Annotated in this window: 15 protein-coding genes and 5 pseudogenes; 6 read left to right on the top strand and 14 right to left on the bottom strand. The window is 54.3% G+C overall.

Annotated features, from left to right (window positions below):
* The first annotated feature begins 86 nt into the window (after positions 1–86).
* On the top strand, positions 87–356 hold the full coding sequence (locus ACWWJF_RS03635) for a substrate-binding domain-containing protein (protein ID WP_455868709.1): 270 nt from the start codon (positions 87–89) through the stop codon (positions 354–356).
* Between the two features lie 42 nt (positions 357–398).
* Here ACWWJF_RS03635 and ACWWJF_RS03630 read toward each other — a convergent pair whose 3' ends face one another.
* The 6 genes from ACWWJF_RS03630 to ACWWJF_RS03605 form a co-directional block, all read right to left on the bottom strand.
* Positions 399–560: a hypothetical protein gene (locus ACWWJF_RS03630; protein ID WP_455868708.1), complete on the bottom strand. Its 162-nt coding sequence runs from the start codon at positions 558–560 to the stop codon at positions 399–401.
* A 27-nt stretch (positions 561–587) separates the two neighbouring features.
* Positions 588–1,556 carry an MFS transporter gene (locus ACWWJF_RS03625; protein ID WP_455868707.1) on the bottom strand — a complete coding sequence of 323 codons (969 nt, stop codon included), beginning with the start codon at positions 1,554–1,556 and terminating at the stop codon, positions 588–590.
* 76 nt (positions 1,557–1,632) lie between these two features.
* On the bottom strand, positions 1,633–3,348 hold the full coding sequence (locus ACWWJF_RS03620) for a hypothetical protein (protein WP_455868706.1): 1,716 nt from the start codon (positions 3,346–3,348) through the stop codon (positions 1,633–1,635).
* 18 nt (positions 3,349–3,366) lie between these two features.
* Positions 3,367–4,014, bottom strand: coding sequence for a hypothetical protein (locus ACWWJF_RS03615; protein WP_455868705.1), 648 nt, complete (start codon positions 4,012–4,014; stop codon positions 3,367–3,369).
* A gap of 112 nt (positions 4,015–4,126) precedes the next feature.
* A protein-coding gene (locus tag ACWWJF_RS03610; RefSeq protein ID WP_455870911.1) for an IS3 family transposase occupies positions 4,127–5,334 on the bottom strand; the annotation gives its coding sequence in 2 pieces (ribosomal slippage) (positions 4,127–5,013 and positions 5,013–5,334; 1,209 coding nt in all).
* Positions 5,335–5,365: 31 nt separating this feature from the next.
* Complete coding sequence (locus tag ACWWJF_RS03605) at positions 5,366–5,518, bottom strand: hypothetical protein (RefSeq protein ID WP_455868704.1); 153 nt, start codon at positions 5,516–5,518, stop codon at positions 5,366–5,368.
* Positions 5,519–5,898: 380 nt separating this feature from the next.
* Between ACWWJF_RS03605 and ACWWJF_RS03600 the strand changes: the two genes are divergently transcribed.
* Complete coding sequence (locus ACWWJF_RS03600; protein ID WP_455868703.1) at positions 5,899–6,930, top strand: IS630 family transposase; 1,032 nt, start codon at positions 5,899–5,901, stop codon at positions 6,928–6,930.
* A gap of 124 nt (positions 6,931–7,054) precedes the next feature.
* Here ACWWJF_RS03600 and ACWWJF_RS03595 read toward each other — a convergent pair.
* Positions 7,055–7,686: pseudogene (locus tag ACWWJF_RS03595) on the bottom strand (IS1 family transposase); the annotation flags it as partial.
* A gap of 574 nt (positions 7,687–8,260) precedes the next feature.
* Here ACWWJF_RS03595 and parC point away from each other — a divergent pair.
* From parC to ftsP, 3 genes are all read left to right on the top strand, one after another.
* Complete coding sequence (gene parC / locus ACWWJF_RS03590) at positions 8,261–10,519, top strand: DNA topoisomerase IV subunit A (protein ID WP_455868702.1); 2,259 nt, start codon at positions 8,261–8,263, stop codon at positions 10,517–10,519.
* Between the two features lie 148 nt (positions 10,520–10,667).
* Entirely contained in the window at positions 10,668–11,405 is a 738-nt protein-coding gene (locus ACWWJF_RS03585; RefSeq protein ID WP_455868701.1) for a 1-acylglycerol-3-phosphate O-acyltransferase, read from the top strand.
* 63 nt (positions 11,406–11,468) lie between these two features.
* Complete coding sequence (gene ftsP / locus ACWWJF_RS03580) at positions 11,469–12,875, top strand: cell division protein FtsP (protein WP_455868700.1); 1,407 nt, start codon at positions 11,469–11,471, stop codon at positions 12,873–12,875.
* 203 nt (positions 12,876–13,078) lie between these two features.
* Here the strand turns inward: ftsP and ACWWJF_RS03575 are convergent.
* The 5 genes and pseudogenes from ACWWJF_RS03575 to ACWWJF_RS03555 form a co-directional block, all read right to left on the bottom strand.
* Positions 13,079–14,080, bottom strand: a pseudogene (locus ACWWJF_RS03575) (alpha/beta hydrolase fold domain-containing protein).
* A gap of 61 nt (positions 14,081–14,141) precedes the next feature.
* Positions 14,142–14,429: pseudogene (locus tag ACWWJF_RS03570) on the bottom strand (phenolic acid decarboxylase); the annotation flags it as partial.
* A gap of 33 nt (positions 14,430–14,462) precedes the next feature.
* Positions 14,463–15,663, bottom strand: a pseudogene (locus tag ACWWJF_RS03565) (IS256 family transposase).
* A 53-nt stretch (positions 15,664–15,716) separates the two neighbouring features.
* A pseudogene (locus ACWWJF_RS03560) lies at positions 15,717–15,887 on the bottom strand (phenolic acid decarboxylase); the annotation flags it as partial.
* 35 nt (positions 15,888–15,922) lie between these two features.
* Positions 15,923–17,130 (bottom strand): IS3 family transposase gene (locus ACWWJF_RS03555; RefSeq protein WP_455870910.1). Its coding sequence is split into 2 segments (ribosomal slippage): positions 15,923–16,809 and positions 16,809–17,130, totalling 1,209 coding nucleotides; the frame shifts between segments, so codons are not numbered across the junction.
* A 184-nt stretch (positions 17,131–17,314) separates the two neighbouring features.
* Between ACWWJF_RS03555 and ACWWJF_RS03550 the strand changes: the two genes are divergently transcribed.
* Positions 17,315–17,965, top strand: coding sequence for a GntR family transcriptional regulator (locus ACWWJF_RS03550; RefSeq protein WP_455868699.1), 651 nt, complete (start codon positions 17,315–17,317; stop codon positions 17,963–17,965).
* 529 nt (positions 17,966–18,494) lie between these two features.
* Here the strand turns inward: ACWWJF_RS03550 and dkgA are convergent.
* Both dkgA and ACWWJF_RS03540 read right to left on the bottom strand, forming a co-directional pair.
* On the bottom strand, positions 18,495–19,340 hold the full coding sequence (gene dkgA, locus ACWWJF_RS03545; RefSeq protein ID WP_455868698.1) for a 2,5-didehydrogluconate reductase DkgA: 846 nt from the start codon (positions 19,338–19,340) through the stop codon (positions 18,495–18,497).
* A 254-nt stretch (positions 19,341–19,594) separates the two neighbouring features.
* Positions 19,595–20,254 carry a DedA family protein gene (locus tag ACWWJF_RS03540; protein WP_455868697.1) on the bottom strand — a complete coding sequence of 220 codons (660 nt, stop codon included), beginning with the start codon at positions 20,252–20,254 and terminating at the stop codon, positions 19,595–19,597.

The raw sequence follows: 20,254 nt of genomic DNA, 5'->3' as shown, positions 1-20,254 counted from the left end.
GTACACGTCGGTTTCACTTCATTTACAACCCCACCGGCTGCCTATTTCAGCCCGCTAACCCTTGGCATATAAGGCGTTGCGGACTTGTGTATAACGAGGTGGCCATTAGTGGGTTACAGCGCTTAGGTCTGGATGTGCCGGGGGATATCTCGGTGGTGGGTATGAACGACTTGCCGCAGGCCGAGTTTGCGTCGCCGCCGCGGACCACTGTGCATTTGCCGGTGCAGGAAATCGGCGTTATTGCGCTGGAGTTGTTGCAGGACATCATTGTTGGCAACGTGACGATTCCGCGGCGTATAGAACTGGCGTGCACCATGGTCGAGCGTCAGTCCGTGGCGGCGTTAAACGCATCATGAGGGCGAATGCCCTCATGATGTGGTGCAGCGCTTGTTACGCTGTTATTTGAATTTCGCCCGCTCCATCGTGGGGATCAGCAGCAGGTACATCACGCCCCCGGCGACCAGATAGGCCACGGAGCTGATGGCGAACAGCGCCCAATAATTGCCTGATGCTTCGAGTACGGCACCGATCACCGTAGAGAAGATCACGCTGCCGATCATGCCAAAGGTGCTACCGATTCCGACGACCTAACCCACCGCCGCGTTGGGGAACAAATCGGATACCGATGTCAGCAGGTTTGCTGACCAGCCTTGGTGCGCAGCAGCAGCCAACCCGACGAGGGCAACGGCCAGCCACAAGCTTTCGACCTGAGTCGCGGCAAAAATAGGAATGACCGCACAGGCGCAAATCAGCATGGTGGTTTTGCGCGCTTTCGCGGCGCTGAATCCCATACTCATCAGCTTGCCGGGCAACCAGCCTGCGCCCAGACTGCCGCCAATAGCAAACAGATAGATCATGATCAACGGCACACCCAATCCAGCCATATTGATATCACGGGTTTCGTTCAGCCATTTTGGCAGCCAGAACAGGAAGAACCACCAGATGGGATCGGTCAGCATCTTGCCCAATGCAAAGGCCCAGAGTTGACGGTAGCGCAGTAGGTGCGTCCATTTGATGGATTCCACGCTGACATGCTCTTCTTTGTCCTGACGGATCCAGGCCAGTTCCTCGGCAGAGGCTTTATCTTGCGGTTTGCCAAACAGGAAAAACCACGGGATAAGCCAGACAAAACCCACTGCACCCAGAATCAGAAACGCCCCGTGCCAGCCGTAATGAATGGCGATAAAAGGAATCAAGGCAGGGGAGACAACGACGCCAAGGTTAACGGCGGCGCTCCAGACAACCATCGCCACGGCGTAACTGATTTTGGTGCCGAGCTTGTCAATGATACGGCCGCAAATCAGCGTGCCCGCGCCGTAGGCAATGGTGAAGGCGTTTACCAGCCAACTGTACTCCATTTGCGTCCAGCCGATATCTTTTTGCAGCATCGGCGCCAGCAACCCGAGCAGTTGGCGGTCCATGTAGTTCACCGTGGTGGCGAACACCAGCATCGAGCAGATAGTCCAGCGATAGCGGCCTTTGGGGGGCGCGCTGGCGGTGGTTTGGATGTCGCCGTGAGGGACAGCAGCTTCTTTTTGGCTAACTTGAGTGTCCATAGTGATTTTCCAGCTCAGGCCAGTGGCCTGAGCGGTTGATGGTTAGGGTAGAGTGGTGTTGCGTGATGAAAAAAGGCTAAAGCGTCAGTTCGCAGTGCGTACCGGCCACGCTCCAGGCATCGGGATCAAGGGTGCGGCCTTGCGCCTCCACGCGGCCATCCGGTAGAAAGCGCACTTCACCGTAGACCGGACCGAGGACGCGCAGGGTGCCATCGGCCTCGTGTTGCACGGTAAGTTCGGCGAAAGTCTGCGTAAAGCTGTCCAGCGACTGAATGTCTGCGGCATCATTCAGGCGCACCAGCCAGGTGGTTGTTTTGCCGTGCTGTTGTACTTCACAGTGGCGCGTCGGGCCTGATTCCACAATGTGGAAGGGTTGAGAGCCGAACAACAGCGCCATGCCTGCGCCGCTTTGCAACGCGATGCGCTCAGGGCTGATACGCACATCGTTAAAGATGTGCTGCGGTAGCCAGGCGTGGGTAAACGTCGGTTGCCCTTCGTGGGTAGTGAAGGTCAGTACCGCTAGCCCACGATACTGCTGGACGCGCGGCAGCGTACCGCAACCGCCCCAGTAGGAGGGTCTGCCGAATCCGCCGTGTATGGTTTCACCGGGATGGTTGATCCACACCTGCGCTTCGGGAATATCACCAATCCGCAGATGCAACGGCGTCTCCTGATATCCCCATTCGCCCCAGCGATAACTGGCAATGGAGCCCATTGCCACATGGCGGGTTTTGTAGTGGTACAGTTTGGCAATGCGATTAGCCCCTTGGGCAAAGCACCACTCTTGCGCCGTCTGTTTCTGCCACACCGCAACCTCAGCCAGTGCCGGATCGAGGGTCAAGCCGTGGTCGCGCAGCAGTAGCGCCAACTGCGGCAAGGCGTGGAAGCCGCAGCCGTAGTTGCCTTTGCCCCACAACAGGCGCGAAATTGCGGCCAGTTCCAATGAGCGTCCGGCGCGCAGCGTGTGTTCGTAAGAGCGCCCCTGGGAGGCGGTCAGCATGCCCTGATGACAGGAGCGGGCGATTTGCTCAATCAACCGTTGGATAGCGCGGCCGCTGCGTGCGGCAATATCTGCGTCGGGAGAAAGCGCAGCCAACGCGGTCAACCCTTTCAAATCCACTGGGAAATAGGGGGCAGAGTTCCACTCGGCCATCTCACAGGATTCAAAATGAGTGAGCCAATCGAGCACCCGCTGCTTGCCGGCGGCAGCCTGCTGGCTCCCGCTGCGGTTGGCTCGCACGAACGTGGCCTGTGGGAAAAAGCTGCCCGACAGATAGGCGGCAGTGTGAAACAGCAGCGCATGGTTTTCCGAGAAGTACCATTGTACGTCGTTGCCCGGTTCATCCATCCAGTAGCGGAAATGCAGAATGGCGGCATCGATTTTTTCCCGGGTGGGCGGTGCGATGGCATCACCCCAGGCGATGCGGCACCACAGCAACGGCACTAGCGTGAAATCGGCACAGTCATGACAATCCAGCACCGAAGGCAATACCCCCTCCAGCATGGCGTGGGTTTCCTCATCGGCCATGCCGCAGGCCAGTCTGGCTAACGCTTTAACACTGCTGTACTCCCCTTGCGTGGCGACTGTGTGCAGCGCTTCGGCAATACGCGCTGCTAAGGTCTCTGGCACAATCTGCTGCGCGGTGGCATGACAAATCTCGACACCAAGGGTGCGGCTTATTGATAACTCTCCGCTTGAGAGCGTAATCACAAAGTTGCGGAAATCCGCTGGGAGCTGCGCCGTATTGGCAATACGCGCTATCTGTTGGCCCGGACGCAATTCGGTTTCCAACTCAATAGGGCTATCCAGCTAAATAAAATCGGCCAGTACACGGCAGGCGATGGTTAGCGGCTGGGTCGCAGGCGCGGGGAAGCAGAGGTTGATATCCCCATGGCTGTAGGCTGAGTATTCGAAGGACACCCCTTCCAACAGCGCCTCCATTTCCGCTACGCACGATGCGCAAACCGGTGAGACCAGCGCCACATTGACCGGTATGCCCGCCACGTAATCGAGTTGGAAGAAAAAGCGAATATCCCGCTCTGCCAGATCGTCAAACCAAACCCGAACATCGTTTAGCTCCGATCTTAAAGAAACGGAGACCTCAATGGTGTTTTCCAAATTGCGCTGATAAGCAGCGCTCCAGGCGACATCTTCGCCATTCACCTGCACGATGCCGCCGCCGCAGGTGGTGAACCGCAGAGTCACCTCACCGGCGGTTTCGGCTTCCAGCCAGGTTTGTGCCCAGGCTCCGATGCGGGTGGGGCGGAACCAGAAACCAGAAAGGTCTACGCGGTCAGAACCAAACGGGAACCACCATTGAGTCAGCTCGAACGCGCCGAACGGCTGTGGTTTCTTCTCCAGATAGCGCTGCTGGAGGTCTACCCGGCAAGGATAGGTATGCGGAATGAAGTTTTTCTTTTTACTCAGGAAGAAAAACGGGTCCATGTCACCCTGCATGGGAACATCGGGTACGTCATAACGTTGGCTGGCGATATCGGAATAGTGCCAGTAACGAATCGCGTCACCCTGTTGTGATCTTGACCCACCATCTCCGGACAGCTTTTGTCTCTTAAGTTAACGATGCCCGCTGGCGCCGATATTCTCTTGGGGAGTTGTATCCCAGCGCACTGTGCGGATGGTTTTCATTGTAATGATTGAACGCCGCTGCAAGGTTCTTCAGCGCTGTTCGCACATCGGGTTTTGGCATGAAGGCGATGTAATCTTCCTTCATCGTCTTCACGAACCGTTCTGCCATGCCGTTACTCTGTGGACGGCTCACTGCTGTTGTGCAGGGCTCCAGATTCAGTTCTCTGGCGAACTTCCGCGTTTCATGCGCTGTGTACGCTGAACCATTATCCGTCAGCCATTGCACTGGTTTATCCGGCAGCGCGCTACCGAAGCGTTTTTCCACCGACCTCAGCATCACATCCTGCACGGTTGAACTGTCATAACCCCTGGTGCTCGCTGCCCAGTCTATGGCCTCCCGGTCGCAGCAGTCCAGTGCGAACGTCACCCGCAGCTTCTCGCCGTTGTCACAACCGAACTCGAAGCCATCTGAGCACCAGCGCATATCGCTCTCTGCTACCGCGATTTTGCCTTTATGCTCCCGCTTCGGACGTTCAGTTTTATCATGCAACAACAGCAGGTTATGCTCGCTCATTATCCTGTAAAGCCGTTTGGCGTTCACCGGTGGAAGTCCCTCTGCACGACGTTGCTTACGCAGGATACCCCACACTCGGCGGTAACCGTCACTGGGCATGTCGCTGATGATACGGAGGATGTCCGATAATATCTCAGCATCAGCTTCGTCATTACGCCGGTTGCTGCGCCTTTCCAGCCAGTCGGCAGAACGGTTAACCCGCAGTGACAGCTGCGCACGCGACACGCTCATGGCGCGGCTGGCCAGAGCTATTCCCCGTCCTTTGGCAACAAGGGCGCGTGCGCTATCCATTTTCGCGACTGGCGGTACTCCACTGCTTCTTTGAGGATCTCAACTTCCATCGTCTTCTTACCCAGAAGGCGCTGTAGCTCCCGGACCTGCTTGAGGGCAGTCGCCAGCGCCGAAGCTGGAACCACTTCTTCTCCGGCCGCAACGGCGGTGAGGCTTCCTTCCTGGTATTGCTTCTTCCACTTAAACAAAAGGCTGGGCTGGATGCCATGCAGGCGGGCTACATGGGAGACGTTCATCCCCGGCTCCATTGTCTGCTGAATGATGGCGATTTTCTCTTGCGGAGTTTTACGCTTACGGACTTCTTGCCCTAACAGGATCCCGGTCATTTCAAAATTAGCATGATTGTTAGACATATATCTAAGCCATATCGTTATACACATCTTTTGGCCATTTTTTGAACAGGATGCTCAGAACCCCGTGAATTAAGGCATTCAAGCCCATATCGTTATACACATCTTTTGGCCATTTTTTGAACAGGATGCTCAGAACCCCGTGAATTAAGGCATTCAAGCCATCCCATTGGCTTTTTGAGGTTCAAAATGCCACTCTGAGATAAACCCGTAACTCATTGATTAAACAGTGCGTTAGAAAGATGTGTATAACGATATGAGTTAAGGCATATAAACCAGAAAATGACCACGCTACCGCCCCTGGCTTTTCAGCTACCAGTGGGCTGCGCGCTATTATGCGAATTGTTATCAGGCGTAACGTAAATAAATACACAGGCTCTACTATTTTATACCGCTATGGTACTAAAAGCTGTATGCCTCTCACAGTGACAATTACGCTAAATAACTGTTCCGAATCGTAGATCACCTGAAGGGAACTCAGTCCGAGTTGAGCGATCTGATCAATCGATAAAGATCCCAAATCATCAACCGGACTGAGCGATGTCGAGCATAGCACCGATACCCCGTAACGAACGACGCCTGATGAAGAAAACTCTCCATAAAACGCGTGACAAGAATCACGCCCGCAGGCTGACCGCCATCCTGATGTTGCACCGGGGCGAGCGCGTGAGCGATGTCGCCAGAATGCTTTGCTGCGCCCGTTCGTCAATCGGCAGATGGATTAACTGGCTCACCCTGTACGGCATTGAAGGCCTCAAATCTCTGCGGCCCGGTCGTGGCCGTCGCTGGCCGTTTGAACAGATCTGCGCACTGTTAATCCAGCTCGTAAAGCGTTCCCCTCATGATTTTGGCTATCAGCGTTCGCGCTGGAGCACGGAACTGCTAGCGATAAAAATCAATGAGATAACCGGTTGCCAGTTGCATGCTTCCACGGTGCGCCGTTGGCGGCCTTCTGCCGGTCTGGTGTGGCGACGCGCAGCTCCTACGCTGCGTATCCGCGACCCGCATAAGGAAGAAAAAATGAAGGCCATCGCGATGGCGCTGGAACAATGCAGCGCGGAACATCCCGTCTTTTACGAAGACGAAGTGGATATTCATCTGAATCCCAAAATTGGCGCGGACTGGCAGGTTCGCGGGAAGCAGAAACGCATCGTGACGCCGGGCCAGAACGAGAAATATTATCTGGCGGGTGCATTACACAGCGGGACGGGAAAAGTCAGCGATGTTGGAGGAAACAGTAAAAGTTCGTGTTTGTTTATCAGTATGTTAGAGCATCTGAGAGCAACGTACAGACGGGCAAAAACGCTCACGCTGATAGTTGATAACTACATTATTCACAAAAGCCGGGAGACGCAGCGCTGGCTGGAAGAAAACCCGAAATTCAGGGTTATTTATCAGCCGGTGTACTCACCATGGGTAAATCATGTAGAGCGGTTATGGCAGGCGTTGCATGAAACCATTACCCGCAATCATCAATGCTGTTCAATGTGGCAGTTACTGAACAAGGTTCGCCGCTTCATGGAAACCGTCAACCCGTTTCCCAGTGGAAAACATGGACAGGCAAAAGTGTAGCGGTATTAGGAACAGCTATTTAGGTTGAGGGGGCGTCTGTGCTAGGGGGGCGGGTCCATTTTCCCGTCAGCGTCATGCCAAGGCAGAACGTGACCAGCCACGCCATCAACGGTAATGACTCCAATTAGTAGAACATGTGTTTTTCGATGAAGGCTCCGATGACTTTTTCGTGGATCTCGACGGAGCGCGAGAAGCAAATCGTTTTACGCGCCAGTCGTTTAATGCGGGTATGGAGCGTCAGGTTATTGCGCTCTATGCGTTGCGTGAAGATCTTGCCAGTCAGATGTTTCTGCTTCCGAACCTCTCTTGCATAGCTGCCCCAGTTGTCACTGGTAATCATGCCGATGTTGAACGGTGTCAACAGAGCCAGCAATTCACGGCAGGTCTCATCGGTTCGGGGGCCAAAAGTGTAGGCCAGAACATCGCCCGTTTTGGTATTGTAAGCGTACCAGAGCCAGTGCTGTAGCGCCTGACTGCCAACGAAGCTCCATTGCTCATCAAGTTCACAGATAAGGGCGACGTCGGCGTGAGCAACGGGAGAAGACGTTATCCTGCGGGGCGAGAGCTTTTTAAAGCCCGGATGACCGTATTGATGCCGATTTTCAACGTTCTGGCGGTATCGCGAACACCGGCACCGTTGAAGGCCATATCAACTATCTGCTCTTTGACTCCCGACTTTCGCGCTTCATAGCGGTAGGTAAGCTGGAATACACGGCGACAGCAGTGACACCGGAAGCGTTCGCGCTTAGTTGGACTCATATCGTTATACACATCTTTCTAACGCACTGTTTAATCAATGAATTACGGGTTTATCTCAGAGTGGCATTTTGAACCTCAAAAAGCCAATGGGATGGCTTGAATGCCTTAATTCACGGGGTTCTGAGCATCCTGTTCAAAAAATGGCCAAAAGATGTGTATAACGATATGATTCAAGCCATCCCATTGGCTTTTTGAGGTTCAAAATGCCACTCTGAGATAAACCCGTAATTCATTGATTAAACAGTGCGTTAGAAAGATGTGTATAACGATATGATATCTAAGCCTATCTCTTATCTGGAGATACAGCTACTGTCTGGTGTTACAGGGGGCTACATCAAGTATATAGCAAGTATAATCATTATCACCACGATTGCGGCATTAAGATTTCTTAATGAAGGAACTCAACGGCGATTGATGAAGTGTTAAGGGAGGAAGACACCTGAGGTTTGTGACAGTGGCTGGCAAGATGCTGTACTATCTGCGCATACATTACCGCGCGCGTTGCGGGAATTAAGCCTTTTTAGATGACCTGTTTTAGCATGATCATTGAGTCACCGCGTAAGGATTATCGATGAGTGAGATAACTCATGACGGCGCAGAACGTCTTGCGCTGCATACGTTTACAGAAAATGCGTACCTGAACTACTCCATGTACGTCATCATGGACAGGGCGCTGCCTTTTATTGGTGACGGCCTTAAGCCGGTGCAACGCCGCATCGTGTATGCGATGTCGGAACTGGGATTGAGCGCCAGCGCCAAGTTTAAAAAATCCGCCCGTACCGTGGGGGACGTGCTCGGGAAATACCATCCGCACGGTGACAGCGCCTGCTATGAAGCAATGGTGCTGATGGCGCAGCCTTTCTCTTACCGCTATCCGCTGGTGGACGGCCAAGGGAACTGGGGGGCTCCGGACGATCCGAAATCCTTTGCGGCGATGCGTTATACCGAATCGCGCCTCTCCAAATACGCCGAAGTGCTGCTGGGCGAGTTTGGGCAAGGCACCGTAGAGTACCAGCCCAACTTTGACGGCACCTTGCAGGAGCCGAAAATGTTGCCTGCGCGTTTGCCCAACATTTTACTTAACGGCACCACTGGCATCGCGGTCGGGATGGCGACGGATATCCCACCGCATAACGTGCGTGAAGTGGCGGCTGCCGCCGTTGCGCTGCTGGAAAAACCGGAATCATCGCTCGACGATCTGTTGCAGTTCGTCCAGGGGCCGGATTTCCCCACGGAAGCTGAAATCATCACGCCGCGTGATGAGCTGCGGCGCGTCTATGAGCAGGGGCGTGGTTCCGTGCGGATGCGTGCTCTGTGGAAGAAAGAAGACGGCGAAGTGGTGATCACCGCGTTGCCGCATCAGGTCTCGGGGGCGAAAGTGTTAGAGCAGATCGCCAGCCAAATGCGGGCGAAAAAGCTGCCGATGATCGATGATTTACGCGATGAATCGGATCATGAAAATCCGACGCGTCTGGTTCTGGTGCCGCGATCTAACCGGATCGACCTCGATCAGGTAATGAATCACCTGTTTGCCACCACCGATCTGGAAAAAAGCTACCGCATCAACATGAACATGATCGGTCTGGATAACCGTCCCGCTGTGAAAGGGCTGGTGGAGATCCTGAGCGAATGGCTGGTGTTCCGCCGTGATACGGTGCGCCGCCGCCTGAACTACCGTCTGGAAAAAGTGCTCAAGCGTTTGCACATTCTGGAAGGTTTGTTGATTGCGTTCCTGAACATTGATGACGTTATCCATATCATCCGCACCGAGGATGAGCCCAAAGCGGAACTGATGCGCCGCTATGGCCTGAGTGATACCCAGGCTGAAGCCATTCTGGAATTAAAATTGCGGCATTTGGCGCGCCTGGAAGAGATGAAAATCCGTGGCGAGCAACACGATTTGGAAAAAGAGCGCGATCAGCTTCAGGCGCTGCTGGCATCAGAACGCAAGCTTAACAATCTGCTGAAAAAAGAGATTCAGTCGGATGCTGAATTGTATGGCGACGATCGCCGTTCGCCGCTGCATGAGCGTGCGGAAGCCAAGGCCATGAGTGAGCACGATTTCGTATCGTCTGAACCGGTAACAATCGTATTGTCAGAGATGGGCTGGGTGCGTAGCGCGAAAGGGCATGATATCGATCCTTCCGGGTTGAGCTTTAAAGCGGGCGATAGCTTCCGCGCCGCCGCGCGCGGCAAGAGTAACCAGCCGGTGGTGTTTATCGACTCCACGGGACGTAGCTATGCGCTCGATCCGATCACGTTGCCGTCGGCGCGCGGTCAGGGTGAACCGCTGACGGGCAAACTGACGCCGCCGCCGGGTGCCAGTATTGAGCATGTGCTGATGGCCGCGGATGAACAGCGCCTGTTGATGGCGTCCGATGCTGGCTACGGGTTTGTTTGTACGTTCAACGATCTGGTGGCGCGTAACCGTGCCGGTAAGGCGATGATCACGCTGCCGGACAACGCCAAAGCGCTGGCACCGATCGTGATAGAGCGCGAAGACGACCTGCTGATGGCTGTCACTGCCGCGGGTCGCGTGTTGGTGTTCCCGGTGTCCGATCTGCCCCAGTTGTCGAAAGGCAAAGGCAACAAGATCATCTCCATCTCCTCGGCGGACTTTGCGGAAGGCAAGGATCGCTTGGCTCTCCTGTTGGCGGTGTGGTCGCAAGCGACGGTGAAACTGTATTCCGGTAAGCGCAAAATTGTGGTGCGTGCAAGCGAACATCACGGTGAGCGGGGCCGTAAAGGCACCTTGCTGCGTGGGCTGCAACACATTGACCGCATTGAGGTTGATGCGCCTCCAGCGCCAAAGGATGACAGCGAGGAGTAATGCGTTGCCTGATATCACCCGATGGCGGTATCAGGCATCTCCCCCTTTGTTACCTGGCCGATGGCGCGGGTACCACGGCAAAGGATTACCCGTGTGTTTTATGCCGAAGTCGCTATACTAGCGGCGGTGGTTGGCTTATGAGGTCGTTATGTTATTCATTATCCGTTTTGTGGTAGTGGTGATTTTTTCCATTCTGATTTGCCTGTTCGGTACAATTTACTGCCTGTTTAGCCCGAAGAATCCGCGCCACGTGGCGACCTTTGGTCATGCGTTTGGGCGTCTCTCTACCCTGTTTGGTCTAAAAGTAGAAGTCAGAGTGCCTGCGGATGCGGGAAACTATGGCAACTGCATTTACATTGCCAACCATCAGAACAACTACGATATGGTGACGGCGGCAAATGCGGTGCAGCCTGGCACGGTTACGGTCGGTAAAAAAAGCCTGGTGTGGATCCCGTTCTTTGGTCCGCTCTACTGGCTGGCAGGTAACTTGCTGATTGACAGAGAAAACCGCGCCAAGGCGCACGGCACTATTGCGCAAGTCGTTCAACACATCAAAGAGTGCAATATTTCTGTCTGGATGTTTCCAGAAGGCACGCGCAGCCGTGGTCGTGGGCTAATGCCGTTCAAGACCGGAGCGTTCCATGCCGCGATTAGTGCAGGCGTACCGATTGTGCCGATTTGTGTGACCGATACGCACAATAAAGTCAAACTGAACCGGTGGAATAACGGTCATGTTATCGTTGAAATGCTGCCACCGATTGATGCCTCTGCATACGGTAAAGAGCAGGTACGAGAGCTGGCCGCGCATTGTCATGATGTGATGGCAGCGCGTTTGGTTGAACTGAATGCTGAAGTGGCTGAGCGGGAGAAAGCGGCGAAGCGTTAATGTTTTTTACGCCCTCTGCGTTGGCGGGCGTACACGGTTGGTTAGCAAGATTACGGAGTTTTTATGTCACTTAGCCGCCGTCAGTTTATTCAGGCATCGGGGCTTATGGTGTGTGCAAGCGGACTACCTGCGACGGCGCAGGCAAAGGGTAAGCAAAATGCGCTACCCATCCCGCCGCTGTTGGAGTCTCGCCGCGGGCAACCACTTTTTTTGACCATGCAACGCGCGCACTGGGCGTTTTCGGGTGACCGTAAAACCTCGGTGTGGGGCGTTAACGGACGCTACCTCGGCCCGACGGTAAAAGTGTTCAGCGGCGATGATGTTAAACTGATCTACGGCAACCGCCTGAATGAGCCGGTCTCCATGACCGTCAGCGGCTTGCAGGTGCCAGGCCCGTTGATGGGCGGCGCTGGGCGAATGATCTCTCCGGGGACCGACTGGGCTCCCGTGCTGCCGATTCGGCAGGCAGCGGCTACCTGCTGGTATCACGCCAATACGCCGAATCGTATGGCACCTCACGTTTATCAGGGACTGGCCGGACTTTGGCTGGTAGAAGACAGCACCAGCAAGAGCCTGCCTATTCCGAATCACTACGGCGTGGATGATTTTCCTCTGATTATTCAGGATAAACGCCTGGATAACTTTGGCGTTCCGGTCTACAACCCGCCCAGCAGCGGAGGCTTCGTCGGTGATACGTTGCTGGTAAACGGTGTGCAAGAACCGTTTGTCGAAGTCTCACGCGGTTGGGTGCGTCTGCGTTTGCTGAATGCGTCGAATGCGCGCCGTTACGTGATGCGACTGAGCGACGGCCGTCCGATGTACCTTATCGCCAGCGATTTGGGTTTTTTACCGCTGCCGTTGGCGCTGAATCAGGTTTCCCTTGCGCCGGGTGAACGCCGTGAAATTCTGATTGATATGTCCCAGGGCGGTGAAGTGACCTTGACGGCAGGCGATGCGGCAACGTTGATGGAACGACTGCGTGGCTTGTTTGAGCCCTCCAGCATCCTGGTGTCAACGCAGATACTGACGTTAAAACCTACCGGTTTGCTGCCACTGGTGACGAACAATCTTCCCGCCCGTTTGCTGACGGATATTGTGCTGCCTGCTAATATCAGTCGGACGCGGGAGTTCCGTCTGGGTGATAGTCTGCCGGGAATTAACGGTGCGATGTGGGATATGACTCGCACGGATGTACAGACGCAGGAAGGACGCTGTGAACGCTGGATCGTTCACGCCGATTCACCACAGCCGTTCCACATTCAGGGCGCGATGTTTCTGGTGCGCAGCATCAACGGCGCGGCTCCTGCTGCCGATCAAAGTGGCTGGAAAGACACGGTGTGGGTGGACGGCGATGCTGAACTGTTGGTTTATTTCACCCAATCGTCATCGGCATCATTCCCGTTCCTCTACTACAGCCACACGCTGGAGATGGCGGATTGTGGTTCCACCGGACAGTTGGTGGTGCAGTAAAATGGCACTATAAGGGGGCGTAGACCCCTGAGGTTGCTGACAAACAGCCCAATGTCCACCGTCATTTCCGCCCAAAACAGTCATTCCCGCGCAGACGAAACACGTTTCTTCTCACAGAGATCCCCGGCTTTCGCCGAGGATGACGAGGGGGAAAGTGACTTTGCCAGTCGTCTAAGGGAACGCTGGTCCCCCTCTGTTTTGTATTACAGATTGGCGTTTGGGTTACTTGGCGTGCCACGCCAGGTGTGGCAGCAGAAACCTTCAGCGTTTGTTTGAACCACTCCACCACACAATGAATCAGCGGCTCTTGATACCACGGCAAATCGCCGTGATTCGCCCCTTCCAGCAACACATACTCTGCTGGATTTCCGCCCTCTTTATAATGCCTTAAACAACTGAGCACTTTGTACCGGGTAAACCAGCGTATCCGCGCTGCCGTGCATGATCAGGAACGGCGGTTTTTTGCCGCTAATGTGCCCCATGGGGCTAGCGTTAAGGGCTTTTTTCTCATCCTTTCCGATAGCAGCACCGGGGAAATCGCGGAAGGCTGCACCGTTAACTAACAGTGCTTCGGTTGAAGCCGGTGAGCGGTGTACATCCTGAATATTCTCTGGGAAGCCTGCGCCGATGTTGAGCAGATTGGAGAGCCCATAGAGGGTTACCACGGCCTGTACATCCGAGGATTGGTTGAGATAATCCCCTTTATCGAAGATGTTTTCACCCTTGGTTACACCCAGCATTTGTGCCAGATATCCACCCGCAGAATCGCCCAATACGCCGATGCGTTGCGGGTCGATGCCATATTCTGCGGCGTGTTCGCGCAGGTAGCGCACAGCGGCTTTACCGTCTTGTACTGGCGCATGGAAGGTGTCTGGCACCGTGCGATATTATGCGGCAGCGACCACAAAACCAGCCTGCGCTAGTGCCATACGCATTTCGATAAATTTCTCATGATCGGCAGAGGTAAAACCGCCGCCGGGAAAATAGACAATAGCCGATTTGGGGGCAGCAGTACGCGGGATAAGAAACGACATCCTTAACTGACGAACCGCACGTGGGCCTTTGATCTGGCTGTAAATCACATTACTGATGGTATCGATTTGTCCGCGGGTAGCGGCAATCTGAGTGACTTCGACACCGGGAGTGTAGCCGGGGAGTTGCTGTGGGGCAGCATTGGAGGACGTGGAGGCAATGCCTATCACCATCGCGCCAATCACGGCAATCTGTTTTATTTTCATGACGTTCCTTACGTGACTGCAGTATCGTTTACTTCAGCTTTTCAGGAAAATTGGCCGGCAGTTCGCTGGCCGGGCAAGCGATCACGCTTTCGTTATCGGGGCCGCAATCACGCACAAAAGTAATAGTGGCAAACTCGTCGATCACTTCCGTTGGGTAGGCCGGGCCCGCAGCGCGGTAGGCTTCCATGGTTGGGATATGATCGTTTTGGAAGCACACGGTTTTTTGCGGATCGTTGATAACCCAACGCGGGAAGAAGATGGTGCCGTGGAACAGGCGATCGCCCAGATTCACGATCAGGCTGACATCGGTGCCCGTGACCCTGTACATGATTCTGTGTAAATGCCTTTCTCAGTAGTGACCGTCCAGGCGGTCACCGAACTCGATAATAAAACGGCTCATTGCCATACGCCAGTCCCGCAGTGGCATCGTCCATTTCTGTTAGGCCGACTGGATTGCCAGCCACACCACCTTTTTCACTGCGTCGTCAGTCGGGAACACCTTGCGTTTTTTAATCGCATGCCGGATCACACTGTTCAGCGACTCGATGGCGTTGGTTGTGTCGATGACTTTGCGGATATCTGCCGGGTAAGCGAAGAACGTTGCCAGATTGCTCCAGTTCGTCTGCCAGCTCCGGCTTATCTGTGGATAGCGGCTGTCCCATGCGCTGGCGAATGCTTCCAGCGCCTGCTGGCCTGCTTCTTCCGTAGCGGCCTGATAGATGGCTTTCAGGTCGCGTGTGACGGCTTTGTAGTCCTTCCAAGAGACGAACCTCAGGCTGTTGCGTACCATGTGCACGATGCACAGCTGGATGCGGGCTTCCGGATACACCGCGTTGATGGCGTCCGGGAAGCCTTTCAGACCGTCGACACAGGCGATCGTTCAGGCCGCGGTTTTTTAGTTCTGTCAGCACATTGAGCCAGAACTTCGCGCCCTCGTTTTCGGCCAGCCACATACCCAGCAGTTCTTTCTGGCCCTCGATGTTGATACCCAGAGCCAGGAACACGGATTTATTGATGACGCGACTGTCCTGCCGGACCTTCAGGATGATACAGTCAAGGTAAACAATGGGATAGACTGCATCCAGTGGACGATTTTGCCATTCAGTAACCTGTTCCATCACGGCGTCGGTGACCTTCGAGACCAGCGCCGGTGAGACATCCGCGTCATACAGCTCTTTGAACGCAGACGCTATCTCGCGGGTGGTCATCCCTCTGGCGTACAGGGACAGGATTTGGTTATCCATCCCGGTGATCCGGGGCTGGTTTTTCTTCACCAGTTGTGGTTCGAAGGAGCCATCACGATCGCGCGGAGTACGTAGTTCCAGAGGGCCATCGCCGGTGGTCACGGTGTTTGTGGAATAGCCGTTGCGGGAGTTGGCCCCCGGTTTGGGCTGATTTTTATCGTAGCCCAGATGGTGGGACATTTCGGCGTTGAGAGCAGCCTCAACGCTGATTTTCTTCAGCAGGCGATCGAATTGGCTGAGATCGCCAGGGGTTTTGAGATTTTTGGCCAGTTCGTTAGCCAGAGCCTGCAACTGTTTTTCGTCCATAAATTAACCTGTTTTTGATGTTGGATTGAACATATCAAAATCAGGCAATTACACAAATTTATGTACAGGGTCGTGCCCGTCGGTTCCGTCCACGAAATTTTATAAACGCTGTGGGCAACGCGAACGATGTGGGCAAACTGATCCTTGACCCAACGGTTAGCGACGATGCCGCTGTGAATGCGGTAATCCAGCGTGTGATCGTTCTTCACGTAAATCTCATAGTGATCTTGACCCACCATCTCCGGACAGCTTTTGTATCTTAAGTTAACGATGCCCGCTGGCGCCAATATTCTCTTGGGGAGTTGTATCCCAGCGCACTGTGCGGATGGTTTTCATTGTAATGATTGAACGCCGCTGCAAGGTTCTTCAGCGCTGTTCGCACATCGGGTTTTGGCATGAAGGCGATGTAATCTTCCTTCATCGTCTTCACGAACCGTTCTGCCATGCCGTTACTCTGTGGACGGCTCACTGCTGTTGTGCAGGGCTCCAGATTCAGTTCTCTGGCGAACTTCCGCGTTTCATGCGCTGTGTACGCTGAACCATTATCCGTCAGCCATTGCACTGGTTTATCCGGCAGCGCGCTACCGAAGCTTTTTTCCACCGACCTCAGCATCACATCCTGCACGGTTGAACTGTCATAACCCCTGGTGCTCGCTGCCCAGTCTATGGCCTCCCGGTCGCAGCAGTCCAGTGCGAACGTCACCCACAGCTTCTCGCCGTTGTCACAACCGAACTCGAAGCCATCTGAGCACCAGCGCATATCGCTCTCTGCTACCGCGATTTTGCCTTTATGCTCCCGCTTCGGACGTTCAGTTTTATCATGCAACAACAGCAGGTTATGCTCGCTCATTATCCTGTAAAGCCGTTTGGCGTTCACCGGTGGAAGTCCCTCTGCACGACGTTGCTTACGCAGGATACCCCACACTCGGCGGTAACCGTAACTGGGCATGTCGCTGATGATACGGAGGATGTCCGATAATATCTCAGCATCAGCTTCGTCATTACGCCGGTTGCTGCGCCTGTCCAGCCAGTCGGCAGAACGGTTAACCCGCAGTGACAGCTGCGCACGCGACACGCTCATGGCGCGGCTGACCAGAGCTATTCCCCGTCCTTTGGCAACAAGGGCGCGTGCGCTATCCATTTTCGCGACTGGCGGTACTCCACTGCTTCTTTGAGGATCTCAACTTCCATCGTCTTCTTACCCAGAAGGCGCTGTAGCTCCCGGACCTGCTTGAGGGCAGTCGCCAGCGCCGAAGCTGGAACCACTTTTTCTCCGGCCGCAACGGCGGTGAGGCTTCCTTCCTGGTATTGCTTCTTCCACTTAAACAAAAGGCTGGGCTGGATGCCATGCAGGCGGGCTACATGGGAGACGTTCATCCCCGGCTCCATTGTCTGCTGAATGATGGCGATTTTCTCTTGCGGAGTTTTACGCTTATGGACTTCTTGCCCTAACAGGATCCCGGTCATTTCAAAATTAGCATGATTGTTAGACATATATCTAAGCCTATCTCTTATCTGGAGATACAGCTACTGTCTGGTGTTACAGGGGACTACATCATGAGTCTTGTTTCGTGGTAATGTGCTCTTGCCATGTTGACACCTGTCGGGGGGATGCTTCCCGTGGCGTAAAAAAACACTATAAGGCCGTACTATGCAGGAGCTATTTCGTTGGGTCAGGCAAACACTTGAGAAACCCTCTACAGCGCCGCGCTATATGCAATTGGCGATGGTTTTGGAGCAGGGTATTAACCAGAACAAAGCGCTGGCGGGGCAGTTTTTTCCTGCTGAACGTGCGATCGCGCAGCAGTTGGATATTTCTCGCATTACGGTCTCTCGCGAATTGTCGCTGTTGGAAGAAAAAGGATTGATTGTGCGCCAGCAGGGCGTCGGGACGCGCATCAGCCAGCATCTTGACTATTCACTGGATGATGAAGAAGCCGGGTTCACCAAGCTGGTGTTGCAAGCCGGAGGTATTGCCGGTAATCGCTGGCTGGAGCGCACCACCACGCTGTTGCCGGATGACGTCGCCAGCAGCGTTCCTGCTTTGAAAGGTGAGCGCGTGACCAAACTGCGGCGTGTACGATTGATCAACGGTGAACCCGTGTCGCTGGAAACGACATGGATCCCGTTGGCGTTGTTGCCTGCGCCGGAAATTCTGGAGCATTCGCTCTATCAATACTGGGCTGAGCGTGGAATTCTCCCGGCGAAAAAGAAGGTGCGCATCAAGGCGATTGCCTGTCAGGCTGAAACAGCGCGTTTGTTAAACATTCAGCCAGGCATGCCGCTGCTGTTTTATCGCTAGCATACCTATAATGCGCAAAATGGCTTGCTCGAATATTGTGAAATTTACTGTCGCAGTGATATTTACGAAATACAGATATCGGACTGAATCCGTGTTTCAGCCAGCCTCAGTGCCATTGAGGCTGGCTGTCTCGTCAGATTACTGACAACCGCCTCGGGCCTGGCAGCGTACCCACTCCGCTGTACCTACATCCGGACCTGTTGCCGGGTCGTCGAAATACATCCGATCGTGGCCTATGTGCGCGTTAACGCCCGCGGTAAGGCTCAATATGCTCGCCAGAAGCAGATATTTGATTGCATTTTTCATCGGTAACATCTCCATCATTCGTAGGGTTTGGGTATTACTCGAACGCCTGAACTGCGCCATGAATCATGTGGTAGGGTCTTTACCCGATCAATGGATGCGGGAAGCTCGTTTGGTGTCTGTTAATGTTGGAGGGAATTCTGATTGTTATTTGATAGCGATCTTAAGAGGGGGGCGAGTGCAGCGGAAAAAAGGATTTCCGCCACTCACAGTGGCGGAAACCACGTTAGTCTTTGGTCGGAAAAGTGGTGCGTTGGACATCCGGGTCTGGTCCCAGCCGTTTGCCTGCATCCAGCTTGGCGATCTCGCCCAGTTCGTCTTTGTCGAGACGGAAATCGAACACATCGAAATTTTCTCGGATGCGCGCGGGGGTAACGGATTTCGGGATCACCACCAGACCAGAATCCAGGTGCCAGCGGATCACAATCTGCGCAGGCGTTTTGTCGTATTTCAGCGCGAGCTGACGGATCAGCGGTTGCTCGAATACCCCTTCTCCCCCTTGTGCCAGCGGACTCCAGGACTCGGTTTGAATCTGATGCGTGGCATTCCAGGCGTGTAATTGGCGCTGCTGGAATAAAGGGTGTAGCTCAACCTGATTGATGACCGGAAATACGCCGGTTTCTGCTTTCAGGTGTTGTAAATGGTGTGGATGAAAATTGCTCACGCCAATGCTTTTAACCAGCCCCTGCTCCTGCAAACGCAGCAGGCCGCGCCAGGCATCAACATAGGTATCCTGATCCGGCACCGGCCAGTGGATCAGGTAGAGATCGACAAAATCCAGCCGCAGCTTTTGCAGGCTCTCTTCCAGTGCCTTTTGCGGATCGGACTGATCGGTATTCCACAGTTTAGTGGTGATAAACAACTGATCGCGGGGCAGCGTACTGGCCTGTAGCGCCTCTCCAACGCCTGCTTCATTTTTGTAAATCGCGGCAGTATCAATGGCGCGGTAGCCGGTCTGTAGCGCATCGGTCACCGCAGCTACCGTTTGATCGTGTGTCGCTTGCCACACGCCCAGGCCGAGCTGTGGCATGATGTTGCCGTCGGCCAGTTTGATCATGGGTTGCGTTGTCATGTCATTCTCCTTTATTCGAGAATCCTCCTTGCCGAGGTCGGCAAGGGCTCGGTTGGATTTCAGCCACCGGATACGGTGATGAATGGTATCCCTTCAACCCTGTTCGTAATGGACAGGACATGTCGGTTAAGTCTAGCCGAAAATAGCAGCAAAGCGGCGAGGAGATATAACGGTACCTGCTTTTCTTGCGCGTAACATCAAGAAAATCAGAGGGCAGCGGGTATCGTTGAATAAGAGCCTGGAGAGGTCCTGCGTTAGGCGGCGGAGCGCCTTCTGTGCCACAACATTACCAGCATGCCAACCAATCCACTGATCAGTAACACAATGGGGAGAATGATCAGCGCGGTCATCACCTGGTCTTCATAGCGCTTGACCAGTGGCACATGGCTAATAGCATAGCCCAGTGTGACGATACCAAACACCCACAGAAAGCCGCTGAGCCAGTTAAGCAACTGAAAACGCAGGCTGTTGAGGCCAGAAATTCCCGCCATGGTCGGCAACAGGGTGCGGATAAAAGCCAGAAAACGGCCAATCAGCAACGCCACCAGACCGTGACGATGGAACATATGATAGGCGCGTTGATGATAGTATGCGGGTAGTTGCAGCAGCCACCCTTTCACGATGCGCGTATCTCCCAACCAGCGACCTTGCAGGTAGCTGAGCCAGCAGCCGAGACTGGCCGCGATGGTAAGCAGGAACATGGTGGGTACGAAGCTCATCACGCCTTTGGCGATCATGGCCCCGGTCAGCAGCAACAGGCTGTCTCCCGGCAGAAATGAGGCCGGCAGTAAGCCATTTTCCAGAAATAATGTCGTGAAAAGAATGCCGTAAATAACCCAGATAACATTGGGGTCGGCCAACGCACTGAAATCTTGCTGCCACAGCGCCTGAATGATGTCGTGAACCACACTCAT

Source organism: Symbiopectobacterium sp. Eva_TO, assembly GCF_053848865.1.
Note: the sequence above shows the minus strand (reverse complement) of the source record. Positions and strands in the feature narration are given on the sequence as shown.

Excerpts from the sequence above, each read along its gene's own strand:
- ACWWJF_RS03630 (WP_455868708.1), bottom strand. The coding sequence starts at position 560 with ATGATCGGCAGCGTGATCTTCTCTACGGTGATCGGTGCCGTACTCGAA.
- ACWWJF_RS03625 (WP_455868707.1), bottom strand. The coding sequence starts at position 1,556 with ATGGACACTCAAGTTAGCCAAAAAGAAGCTGCTGTCCCTCACGGCGAC.
- ACWWJF_RS03615 (WP_455868705.1), bottom strand. The coding sequence starts at position 4,014 with ATGCAGGGTGACATGGACCCGTTTTTCTTCCTGAGTAAAAAGAAAAAC.
- ACWWJF_RS03600 (WP_455868703.1), top strand. The coding sequence starts at position 5,899 with ATGTCGAGCATAGCACCGATACCCCGTAACGAACGACGCCTGATGAAG.
- parC (WP_455868702.1), top strand. The coding sequence starts at position 8,261 with ATGAGTGAGATAACTCATGACGGCGCAGAACGTCTTGCGCTGCATACG.
- ACWWJF_RS03585 (WP_455868701.1), top strand. The coding sequence starts at position 10,668 with ATGTTATTCATTATCCGTTTTGTGGTAGTGGTGATTTTTTCCATTCTG.
- ftsP (WP_455868700.1), top strand. The coding sequence starts at position 11,469 with ATGTCACTTAGCCGCCGTCAGTTTATTCAGGCATCGGGGCTTATGGTG.
- ACWWJF_RS03550 (WP_455868699.1), top strand. The coding sequence starts at position 17,315 with ATGCAGGAGCTATTTCGTTGGGTCAGGCAAACACTTGAGAAACCCTCT.
- dkgA (WP_455868698.1), bottom strand. The coding sequence starts at position 19,340 with ATGACAACGCAACCCATGATCAAACTGGCCGACGGCAACATCATGCCA.
- ACWWJF_RS03540 (WP_455868697.1), bottom strand. The coding sequence starts at position 20,254 with ATGAGTGTGGTTCACGACATCATTCAGGCGCTGTGGCAGCAAGATTTC.